The organism is Paraburkholderia aromaticivorans (genome assembly GCF_002278075.1).
Lineage (GTDB): Bacteria > Pseudomonadota > Gammaproteobacteria > Burkholderiales > Burkholderiaceae > Paraburkholderia > Paraburkholderia aromaticivorans.
Genome location: NZ_CP022989.1, coordinates 4080516 through 4107341, shown reverse-complemented (window position 1 = coordinate 4107341; position 26826 = coordinate 4080516). Strand labels below are relative to the sequence as shown.

At 62.1% G+C, this 26826-nt stretch carries 24 protein-coding genes, 2 tRNA genes and 1 rRNA gene; 16 read left to right on the top strand and 11 right to left on the bottom strand.

All coding sequences use genetic code 11. From position 1 onward, the window contains the following. Positions 1–118: 118 nt before the first annotated feature. The 9 genes from CJU94_RS18450 (at position 119) to CJU94_RS18410 (ending at position 8454) form a co-directional block, all read left to right on the top strand. Positions 119–2704 carry a glycoside hydrolase family 18 protein gene (locus CJU94_RS18450; RefSeq protein WP_095419927.1) on the top strand — a complete coding sequence of 862 codons (2586 nt, stop codon included), beginning with the start codon at positions 119–121 and terminating at the stop codon, positions 2702–2704. A 108-nt stretch (positions 2705–2812) separates the two neighbouring features. Next, complete coding sequence (locus CJU94_RS18445; protein ID WP_095419926.1) at positions 2813–3202, top strand: putative holin; 390 nt, start codon at positions 2813–2815, stop codon at positions 3200–3202. Between the two features lie 426 nt (positions 3203–3628). Further along, positions 3629–3874 (top strand): hypothetical protein, encoded by a 246-nt coding sequence (locus CJU94_RS41810; protein WP_095419925.1) that lies wholly within the window; start codon positions 3629–3631, stop codon positions 3872–3874. A gap of 53 nt (positions 3875–3927) precedes the next feature. Next, on the top strand, positions 3928–4452 hold the full coding sequence (locus CJU94_RS18435) for a helix-turn-helix transcriptional regulator (protein WP_095419924.1): 525 nt from the start codon (positions 3928–3930) through the stop codon (positions 4450–4452). A 226-nt stretch (positions 4453–4678) separates the two neighbouring features. After that, positions 4679–5104: a DUF1178 family protein gene (locus CJU94_RS18430; protein ID WP_095419923.1), complete on the top strand. Its 426-nt coding sequence runs from the start codon at positions 4679–4681 to the stop codon at positions 5102–5104. Positions 5105–5152: 48 nt separating this feature from the next. Continuing rightward, positions 5153–6349, top strand: a complete 1197-nt coding sequence (locus CJU94_RS18425; RefSeq protein ID WP_095419922.1) for an acyl-CoA dehydrogenase family protein — start codon at positions 5153–5155, stop codon at positions 6347–6349. 10 nt (positions 6350–6359) lie between these two features. Further along, complete coding sequence (locus CJU94_RS18420) at positions 6360–7487, top strand: acyl-CoA dehydrogenase family protein (protein ID WP_095419921.1); 1128 nt, start codon at positions 6360–6362, stop codon at positions 7485–7487. A gap of 35 nt (positions 7488–7522) precedes the next feature. Then, positions 7523–7981, top strand: coding sequence for a MaoC family dehydratase (locus tag CJU94_RS18415; RefSeq protein WP_095419920.1), 459 nt, complete (start codon positions 7523–7525; stop codon positions 7979–7981). Then, positions 7978–8454, top strand: coding sequence for a MaoC family dehydratase (locus CJU94_RS18410; RefSeq protein WP_095419919.1), 477 nt, complete (start codon positions 7978–7980; stop codon positions 8452–8454). The genes CJU94_RS18415 and CJU94_RS18410 overlap by 4 nt, the downstream gene beginning before the upstream one ends. A 133-nt stretch (positions 8455–8587) precedes the next feature. On the opposite strand, the gene CJU94_RS18405 is transcribed toward CJU94_RS18410, so the two are convergent. From CJU94_RS18405 to CJU94_RS18385, 5 genes are all read right to left on the bottom strand, one after another. Then, positions 8588–9847, bottom strand: coding sequence for an acyl-CoA dehydrogenase family protein (locus CJU94_RS18405; RefSeq protein WP_095419918.1), 1260 nt, complete (start codon positions 9845–9847; stop codon positions 8588–8590). An 80-nt stretch (positions 9848–9927) separates the two neighbouring features. After that, positions 9928–11034, bottom strand: coding sequence for a phosphotransferase (locus CJU94_RS18400; protein ID WP_095419917.1), 1107 nt, complete (start codon positions 11032–11034; stop codon positions 9928–9930). A 20-nt stretch (positions 11035–11054) separates the two neighbouring features. Continuing rightward, complete coding sequence (locus CJU94_RS18395; RefSeq protein ID WP_095419916.1) at positions 11055–11771, bottom strand: histidine phosphatase family protein; 717 nt, start codon at positions 11769–11771, stop codon at positions 11055–11057. 21 nt (positions 11772–11792) lie between these two features. Then, positions 11793–12581, bottom strand: coding sequence for an oxepin-CoA hydrolase, alternative type (locus CJU94_RS18390; RefSeq protein ID WP_095419915.1), 789 nt, complete (start codon positions 12579–12581; stop codon positions 11793–11795). Further along, positions 12578–14143 carry a 3-hydroxyacyl-CoA dehydrogenase gene (locus CJU94_RS18385; protein WP_095419914.1) on the bottom strand — a complete coding sequence of 522 codons (1566 nt, stop codon included), beginning with the start codon at positions 14141–14143 and terminating at the stop codon, positions 12578–12580. The genes CJU94_RS18390 and CJU94_RS18385 overlap by 4 nt, the downstream gene beginning before the upstream one ends. A 126-nt stretch (positions 14144–14269) precedes the next feature. Between CJU94_RS18385 and CJU94_RS18380 the strand changes: the two genes are divergently transcribed. After that, positions 14270–14917: a glutathione S-transferase family protein gene (locus CJU94_RS18380; RefSeq protein WP_095419913.1), complete on the top strand. Its 648-nt coding sequence runs from the start codon at positions 14270–14272 to the stop codon at positions 14915–14917. A 97-nt stretch (positions 14918–15014) separates the two neighbouring features. On the opposite strand, the gene CJU94_RS18375 is transcribed toward CJU94_RS18380, so the two are convergent. Continuing rightward, the gene (locus CJU94_RS18375; protein WP_095419912.1) at positions 15015–16187 is read right to left on the bottom strand and encodes a pyridoxal phosphate-dependent aminotransferase; all 1173 of its coding nucleotides are present in this window, start codon (positions 16185–16187) and stop codon (positions 15015–15017) included. 142 nt (positions 16188–16329) lie between these two features. Then, the gene (locus CJU94_RS18370) at positions 16330–16827 is read right to left on the bottom strand and encodes a putative toxin-antitoxin system toxin component, PIN family (protein ID WP_095419911.1); all 498 of its coding nucleotides are present in this window, start codon (positions 16825–16827) and stop codon (positions 16330–16332) included. A gap of 57 nt (positions 16828–16884) precedes the next feature. On the opposite strand from CJU94_RS18370, the gene yaaA reads away from it, so the two are divergent. Together yaaA and CJU94_RS18360 are read left to right on the top strand one after the other, a co-directional pair. Further along, positions 16885–17667 carry a peroxide stress protein YaaA gene (gene yaaA, locus CJU94_RS18365; RefSeq protein ID WP_095419910.1) on the top strand — a complete coding sequence of 261 codons (783 nt, stop codon included), beginning with the start codon at positions 16885–16887 and terminating at the stop codon, positions 17665–17667. A 36-nt stretch (positions 17668–17703) separates the two neighbouring features. After that, a complete protein-coding gene (locus CJU94_RS18360; protein ID WP_095419909.1) occupies positions 17704–18858 on the top strand; it encodes a M14 family metallopeptidase in 1155 nt (384 codons plus the stop codon). Between the two features lie 117 nt (positions 18859–18975). On the opposite strand, the gene CJU94_RS18355 is transcribed toward CJU94_RS18360, so the two are convergent. From CJU94_RS18355 to CJU94_RS18340, 4 genes are all read right to left on the bottom strand, one after another. Then, entirely contained in the window at positions 18976–19632 is a 657-nt protein-coding gene (locus CJU94_RS18355) for a BspC domain-containing protein (protein ID WP_095419908.1), read from the bottom strand. A gap of 170 nt (positions 19633–19802) precedes the next feature. Further along, the gene (locus CJU94_RS18350; RefSeq protein ID WP_095419907.1) at positions 19803–20477 is read right to left on the bottom strand and encodes an energy-coupling factor ABC transporter permease; all 675 of its coding nucleotides are present in this window, start codon (positions 20475–20477) and stop codon (positions 19803–19805) included. 112 nt (positions 20478–20589) lie between these two features. Further along, the gene (locus tag CJU94_RS18345; protein ID WP_095419906.1) at positions 20590–21468 is read right to left on the bottom strand and encodes a response regulator transcription factor; all 879 of its coding nucleotides are present in this window, start codon (positions 21466–21468) and stop codon (positions 20590–20592) included. Positions 21469–21700: 232 nt separating this feature from the next. Continuing rightward, positions 21701–22915, bottom strand: a complete 1215-nt coding sequence (locus tag CJU94_RS18340) for a DUF2863 family protein (RefSeq protein WP_095419905.1) — start codon at positions 22913–22915, stop codon at positions 21701–21703. Positions 22916–23185: 270 nt separating this feature from the next. Here CJU94_RS18340 and CJU94_RS18335 point away from each other — a divergent pair, with 270 nt between their 5' ends. The 4 genes from CJU94_RS18335 to CJU94_RS18320 all read left to right on the top strand — a co-directional run bounded on the left by CJU94_RS18335 (position 23186) and on the right by CJU94_RS18320 (position 26615). Beyond that, entirely contained in the window at positions 23186–24313 is a 1128-nt protein-coding gene (locus CJU94_RS18335; protein WP_095419904.1) for an AI-2E family transporter, read from the top strand. A gap of 475 nt (positions 24314–24788) precedes the next feature. After that, positions 24789–26319 (top strand): 16S ribosomal RNA (locus tag CJU94_RS18330). Positions 26320–26397: 78 nt separating this feature from the next. After that, positions 26398–26474, top strand: a tRNA-Ile gene (locus CJU94_RS18325). Between the two features lie 65 nt (positions 26475–26539). Next, positions 26540–26615, top strand: a tRNA-Ala gene (locus tag CJU94_RS18320). The last annotated feature ends 211 nt before the right edge of the window (positions 26616–26826 follow it).

Genomic DNA, 26826 nt, shown 5'->3' with positions numbered 1-26826 from the left:
GCATTTTCGATGGCTTTTCCATGTCGTTCGTCGATGAGGCATCCGAACATGAACAGGTCGATCAGGCAACGCCACAGTGCGTCGCCGTCGACATCCACTTTTCATGAACGAGGTTCTTATGACGCAATCGAATGATCTTACTTCTGTCAATGGCTCGGTGCAGCAGGGCCGCCAGAACAGCAAGCTGGTGTACAACGGCGATCCGGGCGACAAGTCCGGCGCCAAGGGGGCGACGGAAAAGAAGTATCAGATGAACGGCTACAAGCCGGCGACCGAAGTCGAGAAGTTCAGCTACACGTCCGGCCGCGTGGCGAAGCGGGTCTACAACAGCTATAAGCCGAACGATGCGAAGGTGTTCGGCTACTACACGGACTGGTCGCAATACGACGGACGCTACGACGGCGATTTCGCTGACGATTCGTGCGGCCGTGGCATCGACCTGATGCTGCTCGACGCGAAAGCGTACGACAAGCTCGTGCTCGGCTTTGCCGGCATCATCGGCGACAAGGGCGAGAAGCAGGACACCATCAACCGGGCCGCGCAGGATTTCGGCCGCAAGAAAGACGAAGCGACCTTCGTCGATGCCTGGGGCGACGTCGCTTCGTATCGGAATTGCGGTTTTCCGGGCTGGGTGAGCAACGACTATCAGGCACTGTTTCATCAGGACACCGCGCAAGGCGTATTGGGCGGCCTGCGCAAGCTGAAGGCGAAGAATCCCGACCTGGTGCTGTCGTTCAGTATCGGCGGCTGGACGATGAGCGAGGCGTTTCACTGGGTGGTCGCCGATCCGGCGCGACGCAAGACGCTGATCAACAGCATTCTCGACCTCTTCAAGCGCTTCCCGATGTTCGGCGCGATCGATCTCGACTGGGAGTATCCGGCGGCAGAGGGTAACGACGGCAATACTTATTCCGACAGCGACACGCCGAACTTCCAGGCATTGGTGCGCGAACTCAGGCAGGCGTTCGACAGCGCAGGCCGCAACGATGTGATGATCAGCATCGCCGCATCCGCCGCCTTGTCGAAGATGAAGAAAGCCGGCCTGAAGGGCATGCTCGATGCCGGCGTGCACGGCATCAATCTGATGACCTACGACTTCTTCGGCACGCCGTGGGCGCCGAAGCTCGCGCATCACACGAATCTCCATCCGAGCCACCCGAGCGACCCGAACGAGTTCAGCATCGACGCCGCGATCGACTATCTGGTCCAGATCGGTGTTCCGCTGAACCGCGTGGCGATCGGCTACGCGGCGTATAGCCGCAGCGCGCGCAATGCGAAGCTCACGAACCTGTCGCCGCTCGAAGGCACCTACGATCCCGGCACCGGCACGACCACCGGCAGCTTCGAATCCGGCACGACGGAATGGTACGACCTGATCTATAACTACCTGGATCTGGAGAACCAGCGCGGCATCAACGGCTACGACGTCTATACCGACGAAGTCGCCGACGCCGATTACCTGTACAGCAAAGACTCGAAACTCTTCATTTCGGTCGATACGCCGCGCACGGTGAAAGCCAAGGGCGAATACGCGCGCCAACGCGGTCTCGCGGGTCTGTTCACCTGGACCATCGACATGGACGGCGGCGTACTCGTCAATGCCGCGCGCGAAGGGCTCGGCAACGAGATCGCGAAGCAGACGATCGACATGTCGCCGTTCTACTTCAAGGGTATCAATGTGCAAGGCGGCAACCGGCCGCCGGTAGCCGCGATCGACGGTCCGCAGGAAGCGTTCGCAGGCGACGCGATTCACTTCAGCGGCAAGCGCTCGAACGATCCGGACGGCGATGCGCTCACCTACCGCTGGTCGGCGCCGGGCCTGCCGTTCGACGGCGCGACCACGGTCGAGGTCGACGGCGTCGTGCCGACGGCCAGCGCAAAAAGCTACGCGGTGAAATTGACGGTCGACGACGGCCATGGCGGCACGAACACTGCGCAGGTCACGCTGACCGTGAAATCGAAAAGCGGTCAGCCGCCGGTGGCCCGAATGACGATGCAACTCGCGTCGGGAACGGCGTTCCAGCTGTCGGGCACCGCGTCGTTCGATCCGGACGGCGATCCGCTGTCCTACGCGTGGGAGGCGCCGCAGTTGCCGTTCGACGGCTCGCATATGGCGGTCGTGAGCGGGGTGGTGCCGAGCGTCGAAAAGACCACCGACTACCTGATCCAACTGTCGGTGAGCGACGGCACGTCCACGTCGAGCGAGGCGATCTATCTGGAAGCCACGCCGTCGTCCGGCGGCTCCGTGCGTGCGGTGATCACGGGTAAGACGAACGTGGAGAGCGGCGCGCCGCTGTCGCTCTCGGGTGCGGATTCGACCGGCCCGGCACCGCTCGTCTACAAGTGGAGCGCGCCGGGCCTGTCTTTCGACGGCTCCGACCAGGCGAGCGTGACCGTGACCGCACCGACGCTCACGAAGACCACCGCGTATCCGGTGCGACTGACGGTGACCGGGCACGGCGGCGACGGCGCGCAATCGGTTGCATCGGTCACGGTGACGGTCGTCGCGGGCCAGAGCGCCGGCACGTGGAAGCCGCAGGACTATCCGGGCGGCTCGGAGGTGACGCACGACTATCACGGCCAGGGTCTGCGCAAGTACCGCGCGTCGTGGTGGGCGAGCCGCTCCGACGAGCCAGGCAATCCCGACTGCACGAGCAAGCAGCCGTATGACGGCAAGGTCTGGCAGGACCTCGGCACCGCCTGATGGCTGGACGCGGTTGATCATGTCCTGACCGGGAAGTGCGGCGGCGCTCCGCGAGCGTCGCCGCACACGAGCCGGTCGGCTTCTGGACCTCTGGAGTGGGATACCATCATGGCCACTTATCCTGTTGCTTTTTTCGCCACGCCGGTCTTGGTGGGCGGCTTGAGAGGCGGTGTCGCCTTTGTCGCGTCGCACATGCTCAACGACTTCGAACGGGTATTGGGCGTCGCGTGCGGAGCGCTCCTGTATCTGACGCGTTCGCATGAGACCACGACGTGGCGAAAGGCGATCTATTTCGTCGTGTCGCTCGTAGGTGGTAATGTGCTCGCACGGAGGATCGTCTTGAACTGGCCGCAGGTCGAGCCGTGGCTGGCCGGGTTCGTTGCGAGCGCGGCGCTCGTGACGTTCACGATACTCGCGCTCGACTGGAGTGAGCGGCACGTCGAGCCGACTCTGGACCGTCTGTATGCATGGCTCATCAAGCGGCTTCTCAAGGGATGACCGAGGGTGCACGAAAGGCGCAAAAAAAGGGCGGGCCGCGATGGCTCGCCTTCCTTCATTGCGCGCGAGGCGGCGGCTGTTTTTTTGGCTCCCGCAGCGAGACTGCTGCTACACATCAATCGAATAGATCATCTTGGGTTGCAGGAAAAATCCCTATAGCGGCGTTGCAATGGCGCCGATAGCGCAGAGTGCGCGACCGCAGGCCGACATGTCGGTCCGATATCTCGAAAACGGTGCGCTTGCCTTATAACTTCCGGCAGTCTCGCCCCAAGGCCGCTGTGTCTCTAGTATGAACCTCTGGTAACGGCATCGAGCCGTTCATTTGATTTGGATAACGAAACGTGTGAGCGGGGGTCCATTTGGCGTGGATAAATTCAAGTTGTCACTTGACAACTACGTTCTCACTCATTAAATTGGAGGGCATAGATGGTTCGAGGAACCCACTCTAAGAAAGAGGTCGAGGCAGCGTTGGCATACGCCGAAACAAACGGTTGGCGTATTCAGGGCGGCGGCAAAGGCCACGCCTGGGGAAAAATGTACTGTCCCGACAACAACGCGGACTGTCGGTGCGGCGAGTTCTGCATAGCGAGCATCTGGAGCACGCCCAGAAATCCTGGCAACCATGCGAGACATTTGCGGCGGATCGTCGACAACTGCACGGCTCGCCGCTAGTGAGAGCGCGCCGTTGGCGAAAGCCGCGGGCTGAATGAAGGCAGGAGTAAATCATGGAATATGTGTTCACCTTGAAGTACCGCCTCGCGGCGGAAGATTGCGATCTCGACGCGATCGTCGAACGGCTGGGCGAAGCAGGATGCGACGACGCCACCGTCGGCGTCGGGCAACCGGGCCGCATTGCGCTGTTTTTTACCCGCGAAGGCGCGTCTGCATTCGCGGCGCTGGTCAGCGCCCTTCAGGACGTCAAGCAAGCGGTGCCCTCCGCGCGGCTTGTCGAGGCAGGTCCCGATTTCGTCGGCCTCACCGACGTCGCTGAAATCGCGGGCGTGTCGCGGCAAAACATGCGCAAGCTGATGCTGAACCACGCAGTCGACTTTCCGGCGGCGGTCCACGAGGGCAGTGCGTCGGTGTGGCATCTGTCGGACATTCTTGATTGGCTCATTGCGCGCGGCGGCTATGAAATCAAGGCAGCCGTGTTCGACGTCGCAAAATCGGCCAAGCAGATCAACCTCGCCAAAGAAGCCCGCGATCTCGAGCCGCGCCTTAACCGTCAACTCGAATGCCTTGTGGCATAAAAACAGAGCCGCAAACCGCGTGCGAATTCACGAGGCCAATGTGATCGCCAAGCCCAGTGGCCTTTAGGAGCGCCTTCGGCAGGCCTTTGCGCAAAGCGTTAAAATCGCCCACCGCGTCTGATTTGTTGGCAACGTCAGGCGCTGGCGCGTTGTCCGTAAAAATTTACGAACGACCGTTCACAAATTTACGTTTTGCGCTAAACTGGCACGCAAGCCCTGATTCCAGATGAAGGTCCTCGATTTACAGTGTCCGCACGGCCATCGGTTCGAAGGCTGGTTTGCTTCGGCTGATGACTTCGAATCGCAGCAGTCCCGCAAGCTCGTTGAATGTCCGATCTGCGGGGCGAACGAGGTGAACCGTTTGCCGTCGGCGCCGCGCCTGAACCTGTCGGGTGCGACGCAGACGAACGCGCCAGCGGGTGCAGTCGACATGCAGGCGCGCGTGATGCGCGCCTTGCGCGAGGTCCTGGAAAAGACCGAGAACGTGGGCGACCGCTTCGCCGAGGAAGCCCGGCGCATTCACTACAATGAAGCGCCGGCACGCAATATTCGCGGTGTCACGACACCGGAAGACGCGAAAGCCTTGGTCGAAGAAGGCATCGAAGTGATGCCGCTACCGGTCCCGGCTGCCTTGAAAGAGCCGCTGCAATAGCGCAGTGGCCTGCTGGCGGCGGGTGGTGGCGGCCAGGAGACACTACGCATGAATCTGGACTACTCCCCCGCTGACAGCGCGTTCCGCGCCGACATCCGCGCCTGGCTCGAGGCCAACCTACCTCGCGAACTGAGCGACAAGGTACTCAATCACAAGCGGCTCTCCCGCGAAGATTTCGCAGATTGGCATAAGCTGCTCGGCACGCGCGGCTGGTCGGCGATCGCGTGGCCGAAAGAATACGGCGGTCCGGGCTGGGACGCGACTCAACGGCATATCTGGGACGAAGAGTGTGCGCGCCTCGGCGCGCCGTCCGTGCTGCCTTTCGGCGTCTCCATGGTGGCGCCCGTGCTGATGAAGTACGGCAACGAGGCGCAGAAGCGCTACTATTTGCCGCGCATTCTCGACGGCACGCACTGGTGGTGCCAGGGTTATTCCGAGCCGGGCTCGGGTTCCGATCTGGCGTCGCTGCGCACGCGCGCCGAGCGCGTGGGCGACCATTACGTGGTCAACGGTCAGAAAACGTGGACTACGCTGGGCCAGTACGCCGACATGATGTTTTGTCTCGTGCGCACGGACAGCGGCGCCAAAAAGCAGGAGGGCATCTCGTTCCTGCTGATCGACATGAAAACGCCGGGTATCACCGTGCGGCCGATCATTACGCTCGACGAGGACCACGAAGTCAACGAAGTGTTTTTCGAAGACGTGAAGGTGCCGGTCGAAAACCTGGTCGGTGAAGAAAATCGCGGCTGGACTTACGCGAAGTATCTGCTTGGCCACGAGCGCACCGGTATCGCGCGGGTCGGCCAGTCCAAGCGCGAACTCGTTTTCCTGAAACGCCTCGCGCTGAATCAGAAGAAGAATGGCAAGCCGCTGCTGCAAGATCCGGTGTTCGCCGCAAAAGTCGCGAGCCTGGAAATCGAGTTGATGGCGCTCGAAGTCACCGTGCAGCGCGTGGTTGCGAATGAAACAGGTGGGCGCGGGCCGGGACCGGAAGCGTCGATGTTGAAGATCAAGGGCACGGAAGTTCAGCAAGCGTTGACCGAGCTGATGTTCGAGGCGATCGGTCCGCTCGCCGCGCCGTTCGACATAGCGTTTCTCGAAGGCGAACGCGCGCATAGCCTCGCCGGCGACGACGATGCCGCGCCGCTGGCCGCGTACTACTTCAACTTCCGCAAGACGTCGATTTACGGCGGCTCGAACGAAATTCAAAAGAACATCATCGCGCAGATGATTCTCGGACTTTGAGGAGCGGCGCATGGACTTCACATTCAACGACGAACAACAGCAATTCGCCGACGCGCTGCGCCGCTATCTGGACAAGAGCTACGGCTTCGAAGCGCGCCAGGCGATCGTGCGATCGGAAGCCGGCGTGTCGGACGCGCATTGGGCCGCGTTCGCTGAGTTGGGCCTGACGGCGCTGCCGGTGCCGGAAGCGCAAGGCGGTTTCAACGGCGGCCCGATCGACATGCTGGTGGTTATGCAGGAGCTCGGCCGCGCGCTGGTCGTCGAGCCGTATTGGGCGACCGCAGTCGGCATCGAAGCATTGCGCCTCGCGGGCAATGGAGAAGGCGAGGACGCGTTGCTGCTCGAACGTGCAGCTTTGGGTGAGATCAAACTGGCCGTGGCATTTCACGAACCGCACGCCCGCTACGACCTCTTCGCGGTCGAGACAACCGCAAGCGGGCAGGGCGAGCAGCAGACCTTGGCCGGCACGAAGTCGGTCGTGCTGCACGGCGCGCAAGCGGACCACTGGATCGTGCCGGCGCGGCTGAATGGCGAGATCGCGCTCTACGTCGTGGCGCGCAACGCGGCCGGCGTCAAGATGACGGACTACCGCACGATCGACGGACAACGTGCCGCCACACTCGAGTTCAACGGCACGCCTGCGCGCCGGCTTGCCGGCCAACACGCCGGCGCGGCCGCGCTCGAACACATTGCGGACTACGGCACGGTGCTCTTGTGCGCCGAGGCGATCGGCGCGCTCGACGCCTTGAACCTCGCCACCGTCGACTACACGAAGACGCGCCAGCAGTTCGGTCAGCCGATCGCGCGTTTTCAGGCCTTGCAGCATCGCATGGTCGAGATGCTGATTCACGCCGAGCAGGCGCGTTCCGTCACGTATCTGGCCGCCATGCGCTACACCAGCGCGGATGTCGACGAACGTCGCCGCGCGGTTTCCGCCGCGAAGGCACGGGTCGGCCAGGCCGCGCGCTTCGTCGGTCAGCAGGCGGTTCAGTTGCACGGCGGCATGGGCGTGACGAACGAAGTGGCCGCGGCGCATCTTTTTAAACGACTTGCTATCATCGAAACCACATTGGGCGATGTCGATCATCATCTCGCGCGGTTCGCCGCGCTGCCCGGCTTCGTCACGGCCGAAGCCTGATCGGCCGCTAGATTCGAATAAAAGGAGATACGACGATGGGTTTGAGTTACGAGGACTTGATAGTCGGCACGAGCATCGAAATCGGCAAGCACACGTTCACGCATGAAGAGATCGTCGAGTTTGCACAGAAGTTCGATCCGCAGCCGTTCCACGTGGATGAAGCCGCGGCCGCCGAATCGCCGTTCCGGGGCTTGGTCGCGAGTGGCTGGCACACGTGTTCCGTCATGATGGGCATGCTGGTGCGCAACGCATTCGCGGGTTCCACGTCGATGGGCTCGCCCGGTATCGACGAAATCCGCTGGTTGAAGCCGGTGCGGGTTGGCGACACGATCACCATGATGAACGCCGTGCTCGATAAACGCGTTTCGGAGAGCAAGCCGGATCGCGGCATCGTATCGACGCAGTGGGAAGGCATCAATCAGCACGGAGAAACGGTGATCACGGTGCGCTCGAAGGGACTGTTCGGCCTGCGCAATCCGGGTGCCGCGTCATGACGGGCAATGCGGCACCTGCCGCAACGTTCGGCGGCGCCGCCGCCTTGCACGCGTTGGTGGGCGCCGAGCCGCTCGTTAGCGAATGGCTGACCGTGGACCAGGCGAGCGTCGATCGTTTTGCCGAAGCGACCGGCGATCATCAGTGGATTCACGTCGACCCGGAACGGGCGCGGCGCGAGTCGCCGTTCGGCGGTCCCATTGCGCATGGCTTCCTCACGCTGTCGTTGATTCCGGCCCTGCTCAATAAAACGGTGGCGCTCGAACAGCGCATGGGCGTCAATTACGGATTGAATCGCGTGCGGTTCACCTCGCCGGTACCGGTAGGCTCGCGGTTGCGCGCCAGATTCGCGGTCGAGTCCATTGCCGAAGTGGATAACAACGGTGTGCAAGTGATCTGGACGGTGACGCTGGAACGGCAGGGTAACGAGCGGCCGGTGTGTGTCGCGGAGTTCATTACGCGGCACTATTTCTAGTGGTTCGGTGCACGGGTGTCAAAGAAGCGCGTGCGGCAGTCATGCCGGCTCGCGCTTTTTGTTTTTGCGGATCCAGATGTCGCGGCGAAATCGATGTCTCGCGTTTTGCGCCGCGCCTCAAACCTGTTCGACCTCAAACCCGCGTAATCGGCGTCTCCACACGAGCCGCTGCGCCCGCATCCATATAACGCGCAAGTTCGAGTTTGGCGATCGCATTGCGGTGCACCTCGTCGGGACCGTCGGCGAAGCGCAGGGTTCGTGCGCACGCATAGGCATACGCCAGCGGGAAGTCGTCGCAGACACCGCCGCCACCGTGCGCCTGGATTGCCCAGTCGATTACCTGACACGCCATGTTCGGCGCGACGACCTTGATCATGGCGATCTCGCCACGTGCGCCCTTGTTGCCGACGGTGTCCATCATGTAGGCCGTTTTCAGGGTAAGCAGACGCGCCTGCTCGATCATGCAGCGGGCTTCGGCAATACGCTCCTGCGTGACGCCTTGCGCGGCAACCGGCTTGCCGAACGCGACACGCTGCAGCGAACGTTTCGACATCAATTCGAGTGCGCGTTCAGCAAGACCGATCAGGCGCATGCAGTGATGGATGCGTCCCGGTCCGAGTCGGCCCTGCGCGATCTCGAACCCGCGGCCTTCACCGAGCAGCATGTTGGTGGCGGGTACGCGCACGTTATCGAGCGTGATTTCCATGTGCCCGTGCGGCGCGTCGTCGTAGCCGAAGACGGTGAGCGGGCGGTGCACGGTGATGCCGGTGGCGTCGGCGGGAACCAGAATCATCGACTGCTGCTGGTGGCGCGGCGCCTGCGGATCCGTCTTGCCCATGACGATATAGATCTTGCAGCGCGGATCGCCCGCGCCGGACGACCACCATTTGTGGCCGTTGATCACGTAGTAGTCGCCCTCGCGCACGATGCTGGTCTGAATATTGGTCGCATCCGACGACGCCACCTCGGGTTCCGTCATCAGAAACGCCGAACGGATCTGGCCTTGCAGCAGCGGTTCGAGCCACTCGCGCTTGTTGTCCTCGCTGCCGTAGCGTTCGATCGTTTCCATGTTGCCGGTGTCGGGCGCGTTGCAGTTGAACACCTCGGGCGCCCAGGGCACGCGGCCCATGATCTCGCACAGCGGCGCGTATTCGAGATTCGTCAAGCCGGCGCCGCGCACGGATTCAGGCAGGAACAGATTCCACAAGCCCGCGTCGCGCGCCTTCTGCTTGAGTTGTTCGATCAGTTCGGTCGGCAGCCACGCGTTGCCGTTCTGGCGATTGCGTGCAATCTCCGCGTAGAACGCCTGCTCGTTCGGATAGATGTGCTCGTCGAAGAAGGCGAGCAGTTTCTCGCGCAACGCCTGAACCTTCGGGGTGTAATCGAAATTCATGTAAGACCTCGCGGATAACGGGTAACGGACGACGTTTGTTCGGGGCGCGACCAGACGCGCGACGCAGCGCGCAACTCCGGTCAGCGCACTTTCTGCGCGTAGCGCCAGGCGAGTTCGGCCATCGGCTTCGCACGGCGGCCGGCGTCGAGCGCCTGGGCGCTGGCCGCGGTGCCGTCGACGACGCGTTTCATGATCCCTTGCAGGATCGCGGCGATGCGAAACATGTTGTACGCCAGATAGAAATTCCAGTCGCCGTGAATCTCGAAGCCGGTGCGCTGGCAATAGCGCGCCACGTACTCAGTTTCGTCGGGAATGCCCAAGGCGGCCCAATCGAGGCCCGCGATCCCCCGGAATTGCGTCGGATCGACGTGCCACGCCATGCAGTGATAGGCGAAGTCGGCGAGCGGATCGCCGAGCGTCGACAACTCCCAGTCGAGCACGGCGAGCACGCGCGGTTCTCGAGGATGAAAGATCAGATTGTCGAGCCGGTAGTCGCCATGCACGATCGAAGCGCGCTCGCCCGTTTCGGCCGGGATATGCTGCGGCAGCCATTCGATCAGGCGCTGCATGGCGTCGATCGGCTCGGTCGCGGATGCGACGTACTGCTTGCTCCAGCGGCCGATCTGGCGCGCGAAGTAATTGCCCGGCTTGCCATAATCGGCGAGACCCACCGCCGCCACGTCGACGCTGTGCAGCGCCGCGATCACACGGTTCATCTCGTCGTAAATGGCGGCGCGTTCGGCGGGCGTCATACCGGGCAACGACTGGTCCCACAGCACGCGGCCTTCGACGAACTCCATCACATAGAACGCGCGGCCGATCACGCTTTCGTCTTCGCACAAGGCGAGCATTTTCGCGACCGGCACATCGGTGTCGGCGAGCGCATGCATGACGCGATATTCACGTTCGACGGCGTGCGCGGACGGCAGCAGCTTCGCCGCCGGCCCGGGTTTGGCGCGCATCACATACGCGCGTGACGGCGTGAGCAGCTTGAAGGTCGGATTGGACTGCCCGCCGGCGAATTGCTCCAGCGTGAGCGGTCCGGCAAATCCGTCGACGTGCTGGGCCAGCCACGCGGCGAGCGCGTCGCTGTCGAAGCGTTGCCGCTCGCTCAGCGCACGCGTGCCCTCGAAATCCGAATAATCCGGTTGGTGTTCTGGTTCGCCGGTCTGTGTGGCTTGCACCATCTGTCTCCTCCAGTTCGGGTTCAGCTACGCTTGTATTGAATGAATTGCGCGTAGAGCATTTCCATCGTGGTATTGCGCACGCCGCGATGAAGCGGCGAGGGCGGCGAATAGTTAATCGTGCGCAGCACCCAGTCGCGCGGCGCGGCGCCCACGTCGAGCGCATTGATGCACCCGGTGGCTTGCGCCAGATGTCCGAAGAACGTGCGGCCGCCTGCCGTGAGCGCATGCGACAGGATGGCGCGATTCACACCGCCGTGCAGCACGAGCAGCACGGTGTCCCACGACGTGTCGTCGCGCAACGCAGCCAGCGCGGGCAGCACACGATCGAATAACTCGCCAATGGTCTCGCCGTCGAGAAAGCGCGTGCTTTCCGGCACGACGCCGTCGAACACGCCGAGAAAAGCGGCCTCCATATCGTGCAACGGAATATTGCCGAGCTTGCCGCCGCGAATCTCTTCCCACGCGGGCTCGATTTCCAGTGCCATCTGCTGGCCGGTCTCGGCGAGAACGCGCCGCGCCGTTTCGACGGTGCGCGGCAAGCCGCTGACGATCACCCGGTCGAACTGGATCTGCTGGGCGGCGAACTCGCGGCCCGCCGCGCTGGCCTGTTCGCGACCGTTGGCGTTCAGGGGCACGGTCTCGGGGTCGATCGCGCGGCCGGAGCCGTCGAAATAGGTGACGTCGCCGTGACGCATCAGGAAGATGCGGCGGCGTTTGGGCAGTTGATAGTCAGGCATGGTCCTGTCGGTCACTGAGGTTCACTTATACACCGGAGCACGTTTTTCGAGGAACGCGGAAATCCCTTCGAGGCTTTCGCGATGATGCAGCGACGCGACAAAATTGTCGCGCTCCGCAACCAGATGATCGGCGAGCGGCTGCGTGCCGGCCGCGCCGATCAAGCCCTTGATGCGCGCGACCGAATTGGGCGAGATCTTGCCGAGCTCGTCGGCCCAGGCAACCGCGGCGTCGCGCACGGCGCCGGTCCTGGCCAGTTTGTTGACGACGCCGAGTTCATGCAGGCGCGTCGCGCCGATCGGTTTGCCTTCGATCAGCACTTCGGTGGCCAACTGGCGCGGCAGGGCCTGTGCGAGAAACCACGAGCCGCCGCCGTCGGGGGTCAGGCCCACGCGTGCATACGACATGACGAATTTGGCCGTGTCCGAGGCAACGATCAGGTCGCACGCGAGCGCGAGGGAGAAGCCCGCGCCGGCCGCGGCGCCGTCCACTGCGGCGATCACCGGCTTCGACGAAAGGCGCAGCGCCGAGATCCATTCGCCGAGCAGATCGATGCTCTGAGCTTGCACGGACGGGTCTTTCGCGCGGTTTTCCAGCAGGCGGTTCAGATTGCCGCCCGCGCAGAAGAAGTTGTCGGCGCCGGTAATCACCACGGCGCGGATCGACGGATCGCGCTCCACGGAGTCGAGCGCCTCGATGCCGGCGGCGTACATGTCCGGGTGCAGCGCGTTGCGCGCGCCGGGGTTCGACAGCGTGAGAACCAGTGTCGAGTCGCTTTCGGTCGGGCGCGAGGTCAGCAGTTCGGCGCTCATTGTTGTGTCTCCGTGGTGTGCGTGTCGAGGTCGGCCGCGTCGCGTTGGGTCAGCGGGAGGCCAAGTTGGGCTCGCCGCGCGAGCCAGGGCGACGGACGATAGCGTGGATCGCCGAGCACACTGAACATATTGCGCAGTATCGCGAGAATGGTGGTCGAGCCGAGCGCGTCGCCAAGGGCGAGCGGGCCGCGCGGATAGCCGAGGCCGAGCGTCACGGCGAGATCGATATCCTCCGGCGTGGCGATCTGTTTTTGCGCAATGTCGCAGCCGATGTTGACGATGGTTGCCACCACGCGTTGTGCAACGAAGCCGGTCGAGTCGCGGATCACGGTGACCGGAACGCCGTCGGCGGCAAAGAGCGCATGCGCCGTGTCGCGCGCGGCGCGCGTGGTGGCGGGCGTTGTCATCAACGTGCGGCGTTGCGCGCCGACGAGCGGGAAGAGCGCGTCGAGTGCGACGACGCGATTCGCGTCGAGCGCTTCGTCGACGGCGGCCGTGGTCGCGTCGTGACCGAACGGTGTGACGACGATCAGCGAGCCCGCTTCAGGCGTGGCGCCGTCGTCGAGCTTCACGCCGGCTTTTTCGATGAGCTGCACCACGGCGTCGTGCGCCTGCGGGTAACGCTTGCTGACCCACACGCTGGCCGGCAGTCCGCTCGGCGCGGGCGCTTCGGCAGGTACTTGCTGCTTGCCGTCTGCATAGCGATAAAAGCCTTCACCCGTCTTGCGGCCGAGCAGTCCGCCCGCGAGCCGCGTGCCGGTAATGGGCGACGGCGTGAAGCGCGGCTCTTCATAAAACTGGTGGTAGATCGACTCCATTACCGGATGCGAGACGTCCAGCGCCGTCAGATCGAGCAATTCGAATGGTCCGAGGCGAAAGCCCGCCTGCTCGCGCATGATGCGGTCGATCTCGGCGAAGCTGGCCACGCCTTCGCCCGCCACGCGCAAGCCTTCGGTATTCATGCCGCGGCCCGCGTGATTCACGATGAAACCCGGCATATCTTTCGCGCGCACCGGCGTGTGGCCCATGCGGCGCGCGAGGTCCATCAGCGCGTCGCCCGCGGCGGGGTCGCTGCGCAGACCGTCGATCACTTCGACGACTCTCATTAACGGCACGGGGTTGAAGAAATGATAACCGACCACTCGCGACGGATCGCTGCAGCCCGCGGCAATGGCCGTGATGGGCAGCGAAGACGTGTTGGACGCGAGGATGCAGCGGCCGCTCACAACAGTCTCCAGCTCGCGCAACAGCGCCTGCTTGACGTCGAGTTTTTCGACGATGGCCTCGACGACCAGATCGCAACCGGCCAACTCGCCGATGGCCTGCGCGCCATTGACATTCGCGAGTGCGGCAAGCGAGCGGGCCTGGTCGAGCTTGCCTTTAGCGGTCAACTTCGCGAAAGTCTCGGCGAGATAGTCGCGTGCGGCGCCGATCGCAGCAGGATTGGTGTCGTACAGGCGCACGGTGAGGCCGGCCAGTGCGGCAATCTGCGCAATGCCACGGCCCATTGCTCCGGTTCCTACAATGCCGATAGTCTCGATGCTGAAATGGCGAGAGGTCATTGTGATGCTCGACTCCATGGTTATTTTAGAATAGCACGATCGTGCAATTTGCTGGATGATTGATCGAAGACCGCTGCTTTGACATTCACGAGCGGTCGCATACAACCCGAAAGAAGGAGACACCCGATGATCAAGCTGTGCGGTTTCGCGCTTTCGAACTACTACAACAAAGTGAAGTTCGTGCTGCTCGAACACGGCATTCCGTTCGAGGAAGTCTCGGTGCTGCCGAGTCAGGAAGAAGCCATGCTCGAGCACTCGCCGCTCGGCAAGGTGCCTTACCTGCAGACGGAAGACGGCGATCTGTGTGAATCGCAATGCATTGTCGAGTATCTGGCCGCGCGTTTTCCCGACAAGGCGATTTTCTCCTCCGACCCTTGGCAAGCGGCCAAGGAGCGCGAGTTGATCATGTTCGTCGACGTGCATCTGGAACTGACCGCGCGCAACCTCTACAAGCAGGCGTTCTTCGGCGGCACCGTGACCGAGGCGACCAAAGGACGGGTCGAGAAACTGCTCGAGCATCATATTGCCGGCTTCAAACGGATCGCGAAGTTCGGCCCGTATCTGAGCGGCGAGCGCTTCAGCGTTGCGGATACGGCCGGGTATGTGAGCTTGCCGCTGGTGGGCATGGCAACGCAGACCATCTATGGTCGCGATTTTCTGCTCGACGCCGGTGTGGACTGGAAGAGCTACGTGAAAGCGATCAATGCCAGACCGGCCGCGCAGCGTGTCACCGAGGACCGCAAGGCGTATATCGCGGCGTCGCGCCCGGCTTGACGGAGGTTGCCTCGCCCCGGGCGAGCGGGCGCACGCCGGGACCGTTGCGCGCGATAGCAGGGAACGGAGGATCGTTCGCGGCATCGCGCGGGGCATGTCAGAGCCGCGCCAGCCGCTCGAGCGCGGTGGCGAGTGTGCTTTCCTGCTTGGCAAAGCAGAAGCGCACCACGCCCGACTCATGGGCCTCGTGATAAAACGCGGAAACCGGAATGGCCGCCACGCCGATCTCGCCGGTCAGCCACTGCGCGAATTCGGCTTCGGGCAAATCGCTGATCGCCGAATAGTCGACGCACTGAAAGTACGTGCCCGTGCACGGCAATAGCTTGAAGCGGGAATTCGCGAGGCCGGCGCGGAAGAAGTCGCGTTTCTTTTGGTAGAACGCCGGCAGGTCGAGATACGGTGCCGGATCTTTCATGTAGTCGGCGAGGCCGATCTGCATTGGCGTGTTGACCGTGAACACGTTGAACTGGTGCACCTTGCGGAATTCGGCGGTGAGCGCGGCGGGTGCGGCCACGTAGCCGATTTTCCAGCCCGTCACATGGTAGGTCTTGCCGAAGCTGGACACCACGAAACTGCGCTGCGCCAGTTCCGGATAGCGGGCCACGCTTTCGTGCGGCGCGCCGTCATAGACCATGTGTTCATACACTTCGTCTGACAGGATCAGCACGTTGGTGCCGCGCACGATCTCTTCGAGCTTGCGCATGTCTTCGGCGCGCCAGACCGTGCCGGTCGGATTGTGCGGCGTATTGATCAGCAGGAGCCGCGTTTTCGGTGTGATCGCGGCCGCGAGCTTGTCGAACGGGATCGCGTAGTCGGGCGCCTCGAGCGTGACGAAGACGGGCTTGCCGCCGGCCAGTTCGATGGACGGCAGGTAGCTGTCGTAGGTCGGCTCGACGACGATCACTTCGTCGCCCGGGTGGACGGTGCAGAGAATCGCGGTCAGCAACGCCTGGGTCGCGCCGGCTGTCACGGTGATTTCAGTGGTGGCGTCGTAGCGGCGGCCATACAGGCTGGCGATCTTCTCTGAGATCGCCTGACGCAACGGCGCGGCGCCCGCCATGGGCGGGTACTGATTGTGACCGTCGCGCATGGCGTTCGCGACCGCGTCGACAATTCGCGGATCGCAGTTGAAATCGGGAAAGCCCTGACCCAGATTCACCGCGCCTTTTTCGGCGGCGAGCGCGCTCATCACGGTGAAGATCGTCGTGCCGACATTCGGCAGGCGAGACGGAAACGTGGGACTCGTGGGCGTGTCGTGCGGTGCATTCATGGCGCTGTCCGGAGCGTGGGCAAGTGGGTTAGACAAAGGCGTCGTTTGAAACGGACGAAGCCTGATTGTAGGGAATCGCGGTGCCGTGTGCGCGCCGCGAAGCGCGCGTTGGCCGTCTGGCCAGGGCCTTGCGGCAGGAGAATCATGCGGTTGCAGGCTCGCCGGTGATGCTCAGCGGCGCGCCGATGGCGGTGACGAACGGCGCCGGCTGGGCGATCTGAAAGCCGAAGTCACGGGCAATCCGTTTGGCCAGCTTCAACACTGCGCGGTCTTTCGAAACCAGCCAGTCGGCCTGCGCGGCGTGGGCGAGTTCGAGAAACTTCTGGTCGTCGCGGTCTTTGCACCTGGGCAACGGCTGGGCATCTTCCGCTTGCGCAACGGGTTCGACCAGCTGTGCAAGCCGCGCGACGACCGCGAGCGCGGCGGCCTTGTCCACGTTCCGCTGCACGAACTGCGGGTAGTCCAGCACGTGGGTGAGTTCGGCGAGGCAGCGCGCGTCGATCAGCGCGGCCAGCGCGCCGCTTTCGAGCGCGGCCGCGATTGGCCGCGTGTGCGGGTCGTCGAACACGAGAATGTCGATCCAGACATTGGAATCGAGGACGACGCGCAAAGCGCCGTGTGAGGCATGGGAACCGGGCATTCGTTACAATCTGGCTTTCGTCTTTGACCGCCAGGCACGGCGTGCCTGCAAGCCTCTATGATAATCGTTCTGTCGCCGGCGAAATCGCTCGACTACGAAACCCCGCCTCACGTCAAAAAGCACACGATCCCCGATTTTGTCGACGACGCGGCCGAATTGATTGGCGGATTGCGCCGTTTGTCGCCGCAGCAGATCGCCTCCTTGATGGATATTTCGGATCAGCTCGCGCACCTCAATTTCCAGCGCTATGCGGAGTGGTCGCCCAAATTCGGCACACACAACGCCAAGCAGGCGGTGCTGGCGTTCAACGGCGACGTGTACGAGGGCTTCAACGCGAAGACGTTGTCGTCGGCGGATCTGGACTATGCGCAGAACCATGTGCGCGTGTTGTCCGGCCTGTACGGCTTGCTGCGCCCGCTCGATCTGCTGCAACCGTACCGGCTCGAAATGGGTACGCGTTTCGCCAACCCGCGCGGCAAGGATCTATACGCGTTCTGGGGCGAGCGGATCACGCAGGCCCTGAACGCGCAACTGAGGAAGAATGCCGCGGCGTCCCGCGTGCTGGTGAATTGCGCGTCGGGCGAGTACTTCAAGTCGGTCAAGCCAAAGCTGCTCGAAGCGCCGGTCATCACGCCCGTGTTCGAGGACTGGAAGGGCGGCCGCTACAAGATCATCAGCTTCCATGCAAAGCGTGCGCGCGGCCTGATGGCGCGCTATGCCGTGGAAAACCGTCTAGACAAGCCCGAGCAGTTGAAGGACTTCGACGCCGAAGGCTACGCGTTCGACGCCGAAGCGTCGAACGACTCCACTTACGTATTCCGCCGCCGCGTCGCTGAATAAGCGTTTCGCCGCGCCTACAAGCAGGGAAGAACCATCATGACGTTATCCATTACGAGCAGCTTCGACGCGGGCGCAATCGAGGTGCTGGCCTGCGAAGACGCGGGCAATATCCGTTTGCGCGTGCGGCCGGACAGCCATGCCGAGTTCGCGCAGTGGTTCTATTTCCGGTTGTCCGGCGCGGCGGGCGAGCGCTGCGTGATGACCTTCGAGAATGCGGCCGCGTGCGCTTTTGCCGAAGGCTGGCGCGATTATCAGGCGGTGGCGAGCTATGACCGGGTGCACTGGTTCCGCGTGCCCACGTCGTACGACGGCCGTGTGCTGACAATCGACCACACGCCGGATTTCGACCGTATCTACTACGCGTATTTCGAGCCGTACAGCGAGGAGCGGCATTCGGAGTTCCTGGGCGCCGTGCAGCAGATGCCGCAGGCGACGCTCACGGAGTTGGGCACGAGCGTCGAAGGCCGGCCCATGTCGCTGCTCACGCTTGGCACGCCGCAAACCGGCGACACGCCCAAGAAGAAGATCTGGCTGATCGCGCGTCAGCATCCCGGCGAGACGATGGCCGAATGGTTCATCGAAGGTCTCGTGAAGCGGCTCGCGGGCTGGGGCGACTGGGCAGGCGACCCGGTGGCGCGCAAGCTCTATGATCACGCTGTGTTTTACATCGTGCCGAATATGAATCCGGACGGCAGCGTGCACGGCAATCTGCGCACGAATGCGGCCGGTGCGAATCTGAATCGCGAGTGGATGGAGCCGGATGCCGCGCGCAGCCCCGAGGTGCTGGTGGTGCGCGACGCGATTCACGCCACCGGCTGCGACCTGTTCTTCGATATCCACGGCGACGAGGCACTGCCCTATGTGTTCGTGGCCGGCTCCGAAATGCTGCCGGGCTTCACCGAACGGCAACGCGAAGAGCAGCAGGCGTTCATCGAAGCGTTCAAGCACGCGAGCCCGGACTTCCAGGACAAGTATGGCTACGCCGCGAGCAAATATCGCGAGGACGCATTGAAGCTGGCGTCCAAGTACATCGGCAATGAGTTCGGCTGCCTGTCGCTGACGCTGGAGATGCCGTTCAAGGACAACGCCAATCTGCCCGACGAACGGGTGGGCTGGAACGGCGAGCGTAGCGCGTCGCTCGGCGCCGCGATGCTTCAGGCGATCTTGCGGCACGTGGAGACCTTTGCTTAAACCGGGCTCCGCATCAAAGACGAGGCACACACTTCACGGTGTGTGCCTCGTTTTCATCTGGGGCGCGTATTCGACCCGTGGGTGGCGCCGGTGGGCTGGTGCGGCAGGCGCGAACCGCTACTGAGTTTTCTTCTTCGTGGGTGTCTTCTTTGCGGTTGCTTTGCTCGAGTTCGTTCTGGACGACTTGCCCGAACTCGGTTTGGAAGACTTCGTGGTTGCTTTCTTCGTCGTTTTGCCGCTCGCGGAGTGCTTGCCTTTGGCGCTTTTATGCTTGCCCGACGACACTCGCGCTCCCGAGGGTTCCGCGCTGCGCGCACGGGCCGGAGGCACTGGATCGTTCCAGCTGAACGCCAGCATCTGCGCGCCGACATAGCCGCAGCGGAACTTCAGATCGGCGGGATCGCCGTCGCCGCTCTGGCGGATGCCGAGTCCTTCGACTGCGACGATGTTGTCCACCTTGACGCGCTGCTTGCCCTCGTCGAACGAATCGTTCCACGGCGTGACCGACGCATGTGCGCCGTCGAAGGAGCTGGGTGGAAATTCGACATGGTCGAAGGCTGTCGACGTGCTGGCGACAAAGTTGCCATGCGCGGCGCAGTCCGCAACGAGCGGGTCCGCATGCATTTCATTGACAAATTTATTGACGAGATCGTTGTGCTGTTCGAGTTGGTCGGCGAGCGCGGAAGTGGGGCATATGAGCGAGAGACTCGCCGCACATGTTGCCAACCGGCCGACCAACCGCAGCAATCGGCGCGGTACGTTGGTGCGATCCATCTAGTTCGTTAGACGCTAATGAGACATGAGGCACGTAAGATGCGCGGCGAGAGGGTGGAGTTCAATCCTGGCACAAAATATTTTGTCCTGTCGTAGTGCACGGGCGTGACCGGCGCAACGTGGCCGAGGTGTCCATTGCCGCCATTACGCGTTCGATGTTCGCGCGAGTGTCAGGTGCGTGGTCCGCCCAATCGATATCGCCGTACGTCATAAGTGGTGACCCACGCAGGACGGTAGACCGCGATCAATGCCGTCGACATGCCGGTGAACCAGGCTTCCCCGGTGGCAAGTAGCAGCACGCTCAACGCGTAGCCGGCGGGTATCACGGTCATCGAGCCGTCGGCGAGCGCGATATGCACGCCGAGAGCCGCGGCTGCCGTGAGCGATACGGCAATGGCAGGCGAGACAAACCCCTGGCCGAAGATGAACATGAAGAGATTGCGCGGCAGCCACGCGATGCTGATGCGTTGGAGCAGAGTCGAAATGCCGACTGGCAGTGCCCCGTACACGAGGAAAGTTAGCGCGATACCCTGCCAGGGAGCGTCGAAGACGACGGCGGCAAGACCGGTGACCACCGCCATGGCGATCAGCGCCAGCGCCCAGTCGAACAACGTGACGACGAGCGTGGCGCCGAGCAGGTGCATGACGGTGCCGTCGTCGAGCCATGCATTACTGGCCCACAGCGCCGACACTGCGACGATGATTGCAAGCCAGACATGCTGCAGCGTGCCGTCTTGAAGTCGTTTGAAAGGATTTTTCCACAGCGCGAGCGCGACCGCTATCGCAGTGACGATCCAGCCACCGACAGCAACCCAGAACGGAAGCGGTGTGTAGAGGAAACCCATGAGTCTCATATTACTCGTTGGACGAGAAAAGGTGTGAGCGGAATCCATGCCAGCAGGCGCAAACGCTGTTAGAAAGTGCCCGCCCGGGATCTTTGGCGCGCACCGGCGCCGCTCATGCGGGGCCTTGCGCAAGCGGGTCCGCTGCCGCCGCGGCGGGCGGCGCGTCGCCGTACTGCGCGCCCGATTCCGCTGCCATCGGCAACAGGGCAGCTGTGTCGTTAGCGGGCAACGGATACTGGAAGCGCCGTCGCGTGCGGCGGCGCAACGGCACCACGCCGGCTTGCCCCATGATCGGGCGAACCGGGCCTTCGGCGTCATTGCGCAGTACCTGCAGATGGTTCGACAGCCAGCCGTTGTAAAGCGCGACCGCGGCGGCGCGATTGGGCGCGCCGAGCTGCTGGAATATGCTGGTCAGATGGATCTTGACGGTGCCTTCGCTGATGCCGAGTGTGCGCGCGATCATTTTGTTGGTGCTGCCCATGTGGACGCAGCGCATGATTTGCTGTTGGCGGGGCGACAGTCCGTTGGCCAGTCTGGCGCGGCGCGGCGGAGGACTCTTCTCGTCGAACGGCCGGATGGTTGTATCCGGCGGCAGGGGAGGATTGAGCGCCAGCGCGCCGGGCGGCACATAGTGACCGCCCAGCAGCACCATTTCAAACGCGCGCACGATCAGACAGGGATCGGTGTCGCGCGGCACGACGCCAAGCACGCCATCGTCCATGAGTTCTCGCACCGCGATGGGCGAGATCTGGTCCGTTAGCACTGCAATACGCAGATCGGGGTAGTGACTGAGCAGATGGCGCGTATCGGCGATCGACATCCAGTCCTGCCAGTCGATCACGAGCAGGTCGGGCCGCTGACGCTTGAGCGTGCGTTCAACCTGACGCCAATCTTGCGCTTCGTTAAAACGCGCCAGCCGGTCAATTTGCCGCAGCAGCGCTTTGAGCCCATCACGTCGTTCCGCGTCTGAGTTGAGTATCGAGAATCGCATGCATGTCTCCAGATGAATCGGGCGAAGTGGCGCGATGCAGGCGCAGGGCAAGTGAGAGCCGGATGCGTTGCGATGCGTCGCCGTTCCTATGATGACAAATTCCCCTCGACTTGACGGCCTGTCCAAAAGGCATAAGAGGAATGACGTAAGAAAGAACGGGCGAAAAAAAGCCCCGCGCGCAGCGGGGCTTTGTCATGTCTGCGCCGCGCGTGAAACGCGCCTGCGGCCATGTTCAGTGGAAATGCGGTTGCGCGGGCTCCGCGTCCTCCGGCATTTCGGCGTGGACGATTTCGCCGAGCGGGTCGGCATAAAGCGGCACGCCGCAGTCGTCGCAATATTCCGGCTCGAAGCGGCCGGCGTGCCGGCGCACTTCGGTCACGCCGGTTTCCTTGAGCAGCGCGACAATTTCTTCCAGCGGATCGTCCGACGCCGCTGTTTCTTGCGGCTCTTCGTCGATGCCCGGCTCGCCGTTCTCACGGCCATACAGTGGCCACACCACGCCGTAGATCACATCATTGCTGCCCCGGCGCGTGAAGCCGACGCGGTATTCGTCGATGCGGCGTTCGCCGAAGCCCGCGACGACCGCGCGCAACTCCTGAGGCGCCGCGCCGATCGTGTCGAACAGATAGCGCACGGCGGTGCGCACGGTGTGAGGACGCACGCTCTCGTCGGCGTCGCGGCAGGCCGAGTAGTAGGCGTCCGGCAACAGACACTCGAATTCGCAGCCCGGCAACACCAGCGACAGATTGGCGCCCCCTTGCGTGGCCCATTGTTCAAGACATTGCCCGCGCTCGATCCGGCTGCCGTGCTCTTCTTCCTGCCAGCGGAACGTCGGTTCGCCCACCGGCGCCGCGACCACGGCGAGGAGGAAGCGCGGGTCGGCCAGAATCGGCGAGGTTTCCGGCAACTCGCCGAAATTCAGCTTGACGTTGCCGCCGGTCATGGCCGCCTGAGCGAGTTGCTGGGCAATGCGCCAGGTTTCGACGTGATGACGCGGCAGTTGATCGATGCTGTACAGGAAGGGTGCCATGGCGACCCGCGTATTCGCTGCGAGCACGTGGGCTTGCAGGTGGGCGCGCAGAGCGTCGGCCGCGTCGGTCTTGAGCGGACCGGACGGAATCATGTAGCGCGTCCAGGCGAGCACGGGCGCGGCGATCAGCAGCGCCTCATGGGGCACGCCTTCGTGTTCGACGATGAACGACTCACTGTGGGTCTCCGCCATATCGGCGAGCGCGCCGTAGGCATCGGGATGATTTTGCTGCAGATGATCGAGCGCAGCGTCCAGCGTAGTCTGGTTGGCGTTGCGAACGATCTTGGCCAGCAGCGCGTCGAGTTTCGCTTCCCAGAAGCGGTCCTCGGTACGGCTGCCCGACGCGAAAAGCGCGAGCGAGAGACCGACGAGCTTGTCGGCATCGGGTGGGAGACGTTTGGCGATTCGCGAGCGCATAAATCCAGAAATTGGGGTGTACAACCTTATATTCTAGTCTTTTCTATGCCGCCATATTATTTGGTCGGCAATGGCGGATGAATTGGGACGTTTCCACGCGAAAAATCAGCCCTTTGAAAGCGCCTTCGAGACCGTTGCACGGCGACCTGGCCCAATGATATAAGACGTCCCCGGACGCGTGACTCGCTTCTATACTGACCGCTTTCAGCGGCCGCCTGACAAAAGTGTGTCCAATCGTCGCCGGGGGTTTGGCGTAACAGGAGATTCACCATGAAATCGGACCAACTGATCGAACGTCTTGCCGCCGTGTTCGCGCTGATCATCCTGGTGGGCGGGTCGCTGCTGGTGCTGGCGCCTTTCACGACCGCGCTGCTATGGGGCGCCATTCTCAGCTATAGCTCGTGGGGCTTGTACCGTAGGCTCACCGCGGCCGTCGGCGGGCGGCGCAAGTGGGCGGCCACTCTGATCGTATTGATCATTCTGATCGTGGTGCTTGGACCGTTCGTCTATGCGGGCTTTGCCTTCGGCGCGCACGTGCACGACATCGTCGCGCTGGTTCAACGGCTTTTTGAAGCCGGGTTGCCGGATTTGCCGCCGTGGGTTGCGCGGATTCCGCTGGTGGGTTCCAGCATCGAGACGTTCTGGGAACGTCTCACAAGCAGCAATTCCGAATTGATCGCGCAATTGCGTACGCTCGCGGCACCCGCCGGCAAGTGGATCCTGGCGGCGGCGATTGCGGTCACGCACGGTCTCGGGCTGCTGGCGTTGAGCATCGTGCTCGCTTTTTTCTTTTACACGGGGGGAGAGGGCGCCGCTGCCTGGCTGAATGCGGGCATGCGGCGTATTGCCGGCGAGCGTGCCGACTATCTGCTGGCACTTGCTGGCAGTACGGTGAAGGGCGTGGTCTATGGGATTCTCGGCACGGCGCTCGTGCAGGGGATTCTGGCGGGATTCGGATGCTGGATCGCGGGCGTGCCGGCGCCGGCGCTACTCGGGCTGGCGACATTCTTCCTGTCGGTGATACCGGGTGGGCCGGTGGTTGTCTGGTTGCCCGCGGCGATCTGGCTGTACCACGGTGGCGCCACTGGCTGGGCGATCTTTCTGGTGGTGTGGGGCGTGCTGGTCGTCGGCATGTCCGATAACGTCATCAAGCCGATCCTGATCGGCAAGAACAGCGACATGCCTTTGATCCTGGTGATGCTGGGGATTCTTGGCGGCGCATTTGCTTTTGGTTTCCTTGGCGTTTTCATCGGCCCGACTTTGCTGGCGGTCGCATATACCGTGCTGCACGACTGGACCATCGGCGCGCCGGCTGCGCGTGCCTTCGCACCCGATGTGGCACCCGACGTAAAAGTACCTGTCGTCGATGAGCCGGGCGGCATAAAAAAGGCGCCTTGAATAAATGACAGATAACGCTTGCAAGGCGGTGTGCGGCTCGCTAGAATCTCGCTTTTTCGTGCTTCGGTCAACGGGGCGCGGGAGGCGGGAGAGCCAGCAGTGGCAAGGCTTTCAGCGAAGTGGGCGGGTTGAGAAAGTTAGAAAAACCTGTTGACGACGTAGCGAAAGTTCTTCATAATCTCATTTCTCTGCTGCTGATGCAGCGACGCAGAACGAAGCGGTGCCGGGTAGCTGGAAGTGCGGTGCTGGTTCGGTAGTGAATGCGGACTCGATCTTTAAAAATTAACAGCCGATAAGTGTGGGCGCTTGATGCGCGATGCGGGCTGGATTCTCCGGAGTCTGGCGCAAAGCAAAAGTATCAAGTCTCACACAGTAATGAAAGGAAGGTTTGACTGTCGCAAGATGGTTGGATCATTCGTCAGTACGTTGAGTGAGCGACCGGGCTCGAAAGAGCCCGAAAAACAGTAACAGGTTTGAACTGAAGAGTTTGATCCTGGCTCAGATTGAACGCTGGCGGCATGCCTTACACATGCAAGTCGAACGGCAGCACGGGGGCAACCCTGGTGGCGAGTGGCGAACGGGTGAGTAATACATCGGAACGTGTCCTGTAGTGGGGGATAGCCCGGCGAAAGCCGGATTAATACCGCATACGATCTGCGGATGAAAGCGGGGGATCTTCGGACCTCGCGCTGCAGGGGCGGCCGATGGCAGATTAGCTAGTTGGTGGGGTAAAGGCCTACCAAGGCGACGATCTGTAGCTGGTCTGAGAGGACGACCAGCCACACTGGGACTGAGACACGGCCCAGACTCCTACGGGAGGCAGCAGTGGGGAATTTTGGACAATGGGCGAAAGCCTGATCCAGCAATGCCGCGTGTGTGAAGAAGGCCTTCGGGTTGTAAAGCACTTTTGTCCGGAAAGAAAACCTCTTGGTTAATACCTGAGGGGGATGACGGTACCGGAAGAATAAGCACCGGCTAACTACGTGCCAGCAGCCGCGGTAATACGTAGGGTGCAAGCGTTAATCGGAATTACTGGGCGTAAAGCGTGCGCAGGCGGTTCGCTAAGACAGATGTGAAATCCCCGGGCTTAACCTGGGAACTGCATTTGTGACTGGCGGGCTAGAGTATGGCAGAGGGGGGTAGAATTCCACGTGTAGCAGTGAAATGCGTAGAGATGTGGAGGAATACCGATGGCGAAGGCAGCCCCCTGGGCCAATACTGACGCTCATGCACGAAAGCGTGGGGAGCAAACAGGATTAGATACCCTGGTAGTCCACGCCCTAAACGATGTCAACTAGTTGTCGGGTCTTCATTGACTTGGTAACGTAGCTAACGCGTGAAGTTGACCGCCTGGGGAGTACGGTCGCAAGATTAAAACTCAAAGGAATTGACGGGGACCCGCACAAGCGGTGGATGATGTGGATTAATTCGATGCAACGCGAAAAACCTTACCTACCCTTGACATGTATGGAATCCTGCTGAGAGGTGGGAGTGCCCGAAAGGGAGCCATAACACAGGTGCTGCATGGCTGTCGTCAGCTCGTGTCGTGAGATGTTGGGTTAAGTCCCGCAACGAGCGCAACCCTTGTCCCTAGTTGCTACGCAAGAGCACTCTAGGGAGACTGCCGGTGACAAACCGGAGGAAGGTGGGGATGACGTCAAGTCCTCATGGCCCTTATGGGTAGGGCTTCACACGTCATACAATGGTCGGAACAGAGGGTCGCCAACCCGCGAGGGGGAGCCAATCCCAGAAAACCGATCGTAGTCCGGATCGCACTCTGCAACTCGAGTGCGTGAAGCTGGAATCGCTAGTAATCGCGGATCAGCATGCCGCGGTGAATACGTTCCCGGGTCTTGTACACACCGCCCGTCACACCATGGGAGTGGGTTTTACCAGAAGTGGCTAGTCTAACCGCAAGGAGGACGGTCACCACGGTAGGATTCATGACTGGGGTGAAGTCGTAACAAGGTAGCCGTATCGGAAGGTGCGGCTGGATCACCTCCTTTCTCGAGCTAACGCGTCAGGTGTTGAGCGCTCACGCTTATCGGCTGTGAAATTGAAGACAGATACGCAGACAGACTCAGGGGTCTGTAGCTCAGTCGGTTAGAGCACCGTCTTGATAAGGCGGGGGTCGATGGTTCGAATCCATCCAGACCCACCACTGATTCTGCGGTGGCTGACCGGTGAAACCCCTGGGATGAAAGCAGATCTGATCTGTGCATGACTGGGGGATTAGCTCAGCTGGGAGAGCACCTGCTTTGCAAGCAGGGGGTCGTCGGTTCGATCCCGTCATCCTCCACCAATCCTCAATGCCAAGGGTTCAGTTGAACTGAATGTTTGGCATTGGCGATTGAGCCAGTCAGAGTGATACGCGGTTATAGCAACTGCGATATCGGCTGTCGTTCTTTAACAATCAGGAAGAAGTAGTAAAGAGATTCACGAAAGTGTACTTAGAGATGGGTGCGCAAGTAGGTGAATCAGGGTTGTGATTGTATCAATGTATGAAAAGGTGA

Bases quoted from the DNA above. Each gene is read 5' to 3' on its own strand.
- CJU94_RS18450 (WP_095419927.1), top strand. From the start codon at position 119: ATGACGCAATCGAATGATCTTACTTCTGTCAATGGCTCGGTGCAGCAG.
- CJU94_RS18445 (WP_095419926.1), top strand. From the start codon at position 2,813: ATGGCCACTTATCCTGTTGCTTTTTTCGCCACGCCGGTCTTGGTGGGC.
- CJU94_RS41810 (WP_095419925.1), top strand. From the start codon at position 3,629: ATGGTTCGAGGAACCCACTCTAAGAAAGAGGTCGAGGCAGCGTTGGCA.
- CJU94_RS18435 (WP_095419924.1), top strand. From the start codon at position 3,928: ATGGAATATGTGTTCACCTTGAAGTACCGCCTCGCGGCGGAAGATTGC.
- CJU94_RS18430 (WP_095419923.1), top strand. From the start codon at position 4,679: ATGAAGGTCCTCGATTTACAGTGTCCGCACGGCCATCGGTTCGAAGGC.
- CJU94_RS18425 (WP_095419922.1), top strand. From the start codon at position 5,153: ATGAATCTGGACTACTCCCCCGCTGACAGCGCGTTCCGCGCCGACATC.
- CJU94_RS18420 (WP_095419921.1), top strand. From the start codon at position 6,360: ATGGACTTCACATTCAACGACGAACAACAGCAATTCGCCGACGCGCTG.
- CJU94_RS18415 (WP_095419920.1), top strand. From the start codon at position 7,523: ATGGGTTTGAGTTACGAGGACTTGATAGTCGGCACGAGCATCGAAATC.
- CJU94_RS18410 (WP_095419919.1), top strand. From the start codon at position 7,978: ATGACGGGCAATGCGGCACCTGCCGCAACGTTCGGCGGCGCCGCCGCC.
- CJU94_RS18405 (WP_095419918.1), bottom strand. From the start codon at position 9,847: ATGAATTTCGATTACACCCCGAAGGTTCAGGCGTTGCGCGAGAAACTG.
- CJU94_RS18400 (WP_095419917.1), bottom strand. From the start codon at position 11,034: ATGGTGCAAGCCACACAGACCGGCGAACCAGAACACCAACCGGATTAT.
- CJU94_RS18395 (WP_095419916.1), bottom strand. From the start codon at position 11,771: ATGCCTGACTATCAACTGCCCAAACGCCGCCGCATCTTCCTGATGCGT.
- CJU94_RS18390 (WP_095419915.1), bottom strand. From the start codon at position 12,581: ATGAGCGCCGAACTGCTGACCTCGCGCCCGACCGAAAGCGACTCGACA.
- CJU94_RS18385 (WP_095419914.1), bottom strand. From the start codon at position 14,143: ATGACCTCTCGCCATTTCAGCATCGAGACTATCGGCATTGTAGGAACC.
- CJU94_RS18380 (WP_095419913.1), top strand. From the start codon at position 14,270: ATGATCAAGCTGTGCGGTTTCGCGCTTTCGAACTACTACAACAAAGTG.
- CJU94_RS18375 (WP_095419912.1), bottom strand. From the start codon at position 16,187: ATGAATGCACCGCACGACACGCCCACGAGTCCCACGTTTCCGTCTCGC.
- CJU94_RS18370 (WP_095419911.1), bottom strand. From the start codon at position 16,827: ATGCCCGGTTCCCATGCCTCACACGGCGCTTTGCGCGTCGTCCTCGAT.
- yaaA (WP_095419910.1), top strand. From the start codon at position 16,885: ATGATAATCGTTCTGTCGCCGGCGAAATCGCTCGACTACGAAACCCCG.
- CJU94_RS18360 (WP_095419909.1), top strand. From the start codon at position 17,704: ATGACGTTATCCATTACGAGCAGCTTCGACGCGGGCGCAATCGAGGTG.
- CJU94_RS18355 (WP_095419908.1), bottom strand. From the start codon at position 19,632: ATGGATCGCACCAACGTACCGCGCCGATTGCTGCGGTTGGTCGGCCGG.
- CJU94_RS18350 (WP_095419907.1), bottom strand. From the start codon at position 20,477: ATGGGTTTCCTCTACACACCGCTTCCGTTCTGGGTTGCTGTCGGTGGC.
- CJU94_RS18345 (WP_095419906.1), bottom strand. From the start codon at position 21,468: ATGCGATTCTCGATACTCAACTCAGACGCGGAACGACGTGATGGGCTC.
- CJU94_RS18340 (WP_095419905.1), bottom strand. From the start codon at position 22,915: ATGCGCTCGCGAATCGCCAAACGTCTCCCACCCGATGCCGACAAGCTC.
- CJU94_RS18335 (WP_095419904.1), top strand. From the start codon at position 23,186: ATGAAATCGGACCAACTGATCGAACGTCTTGCCGCCGTGTTCGCGCTG.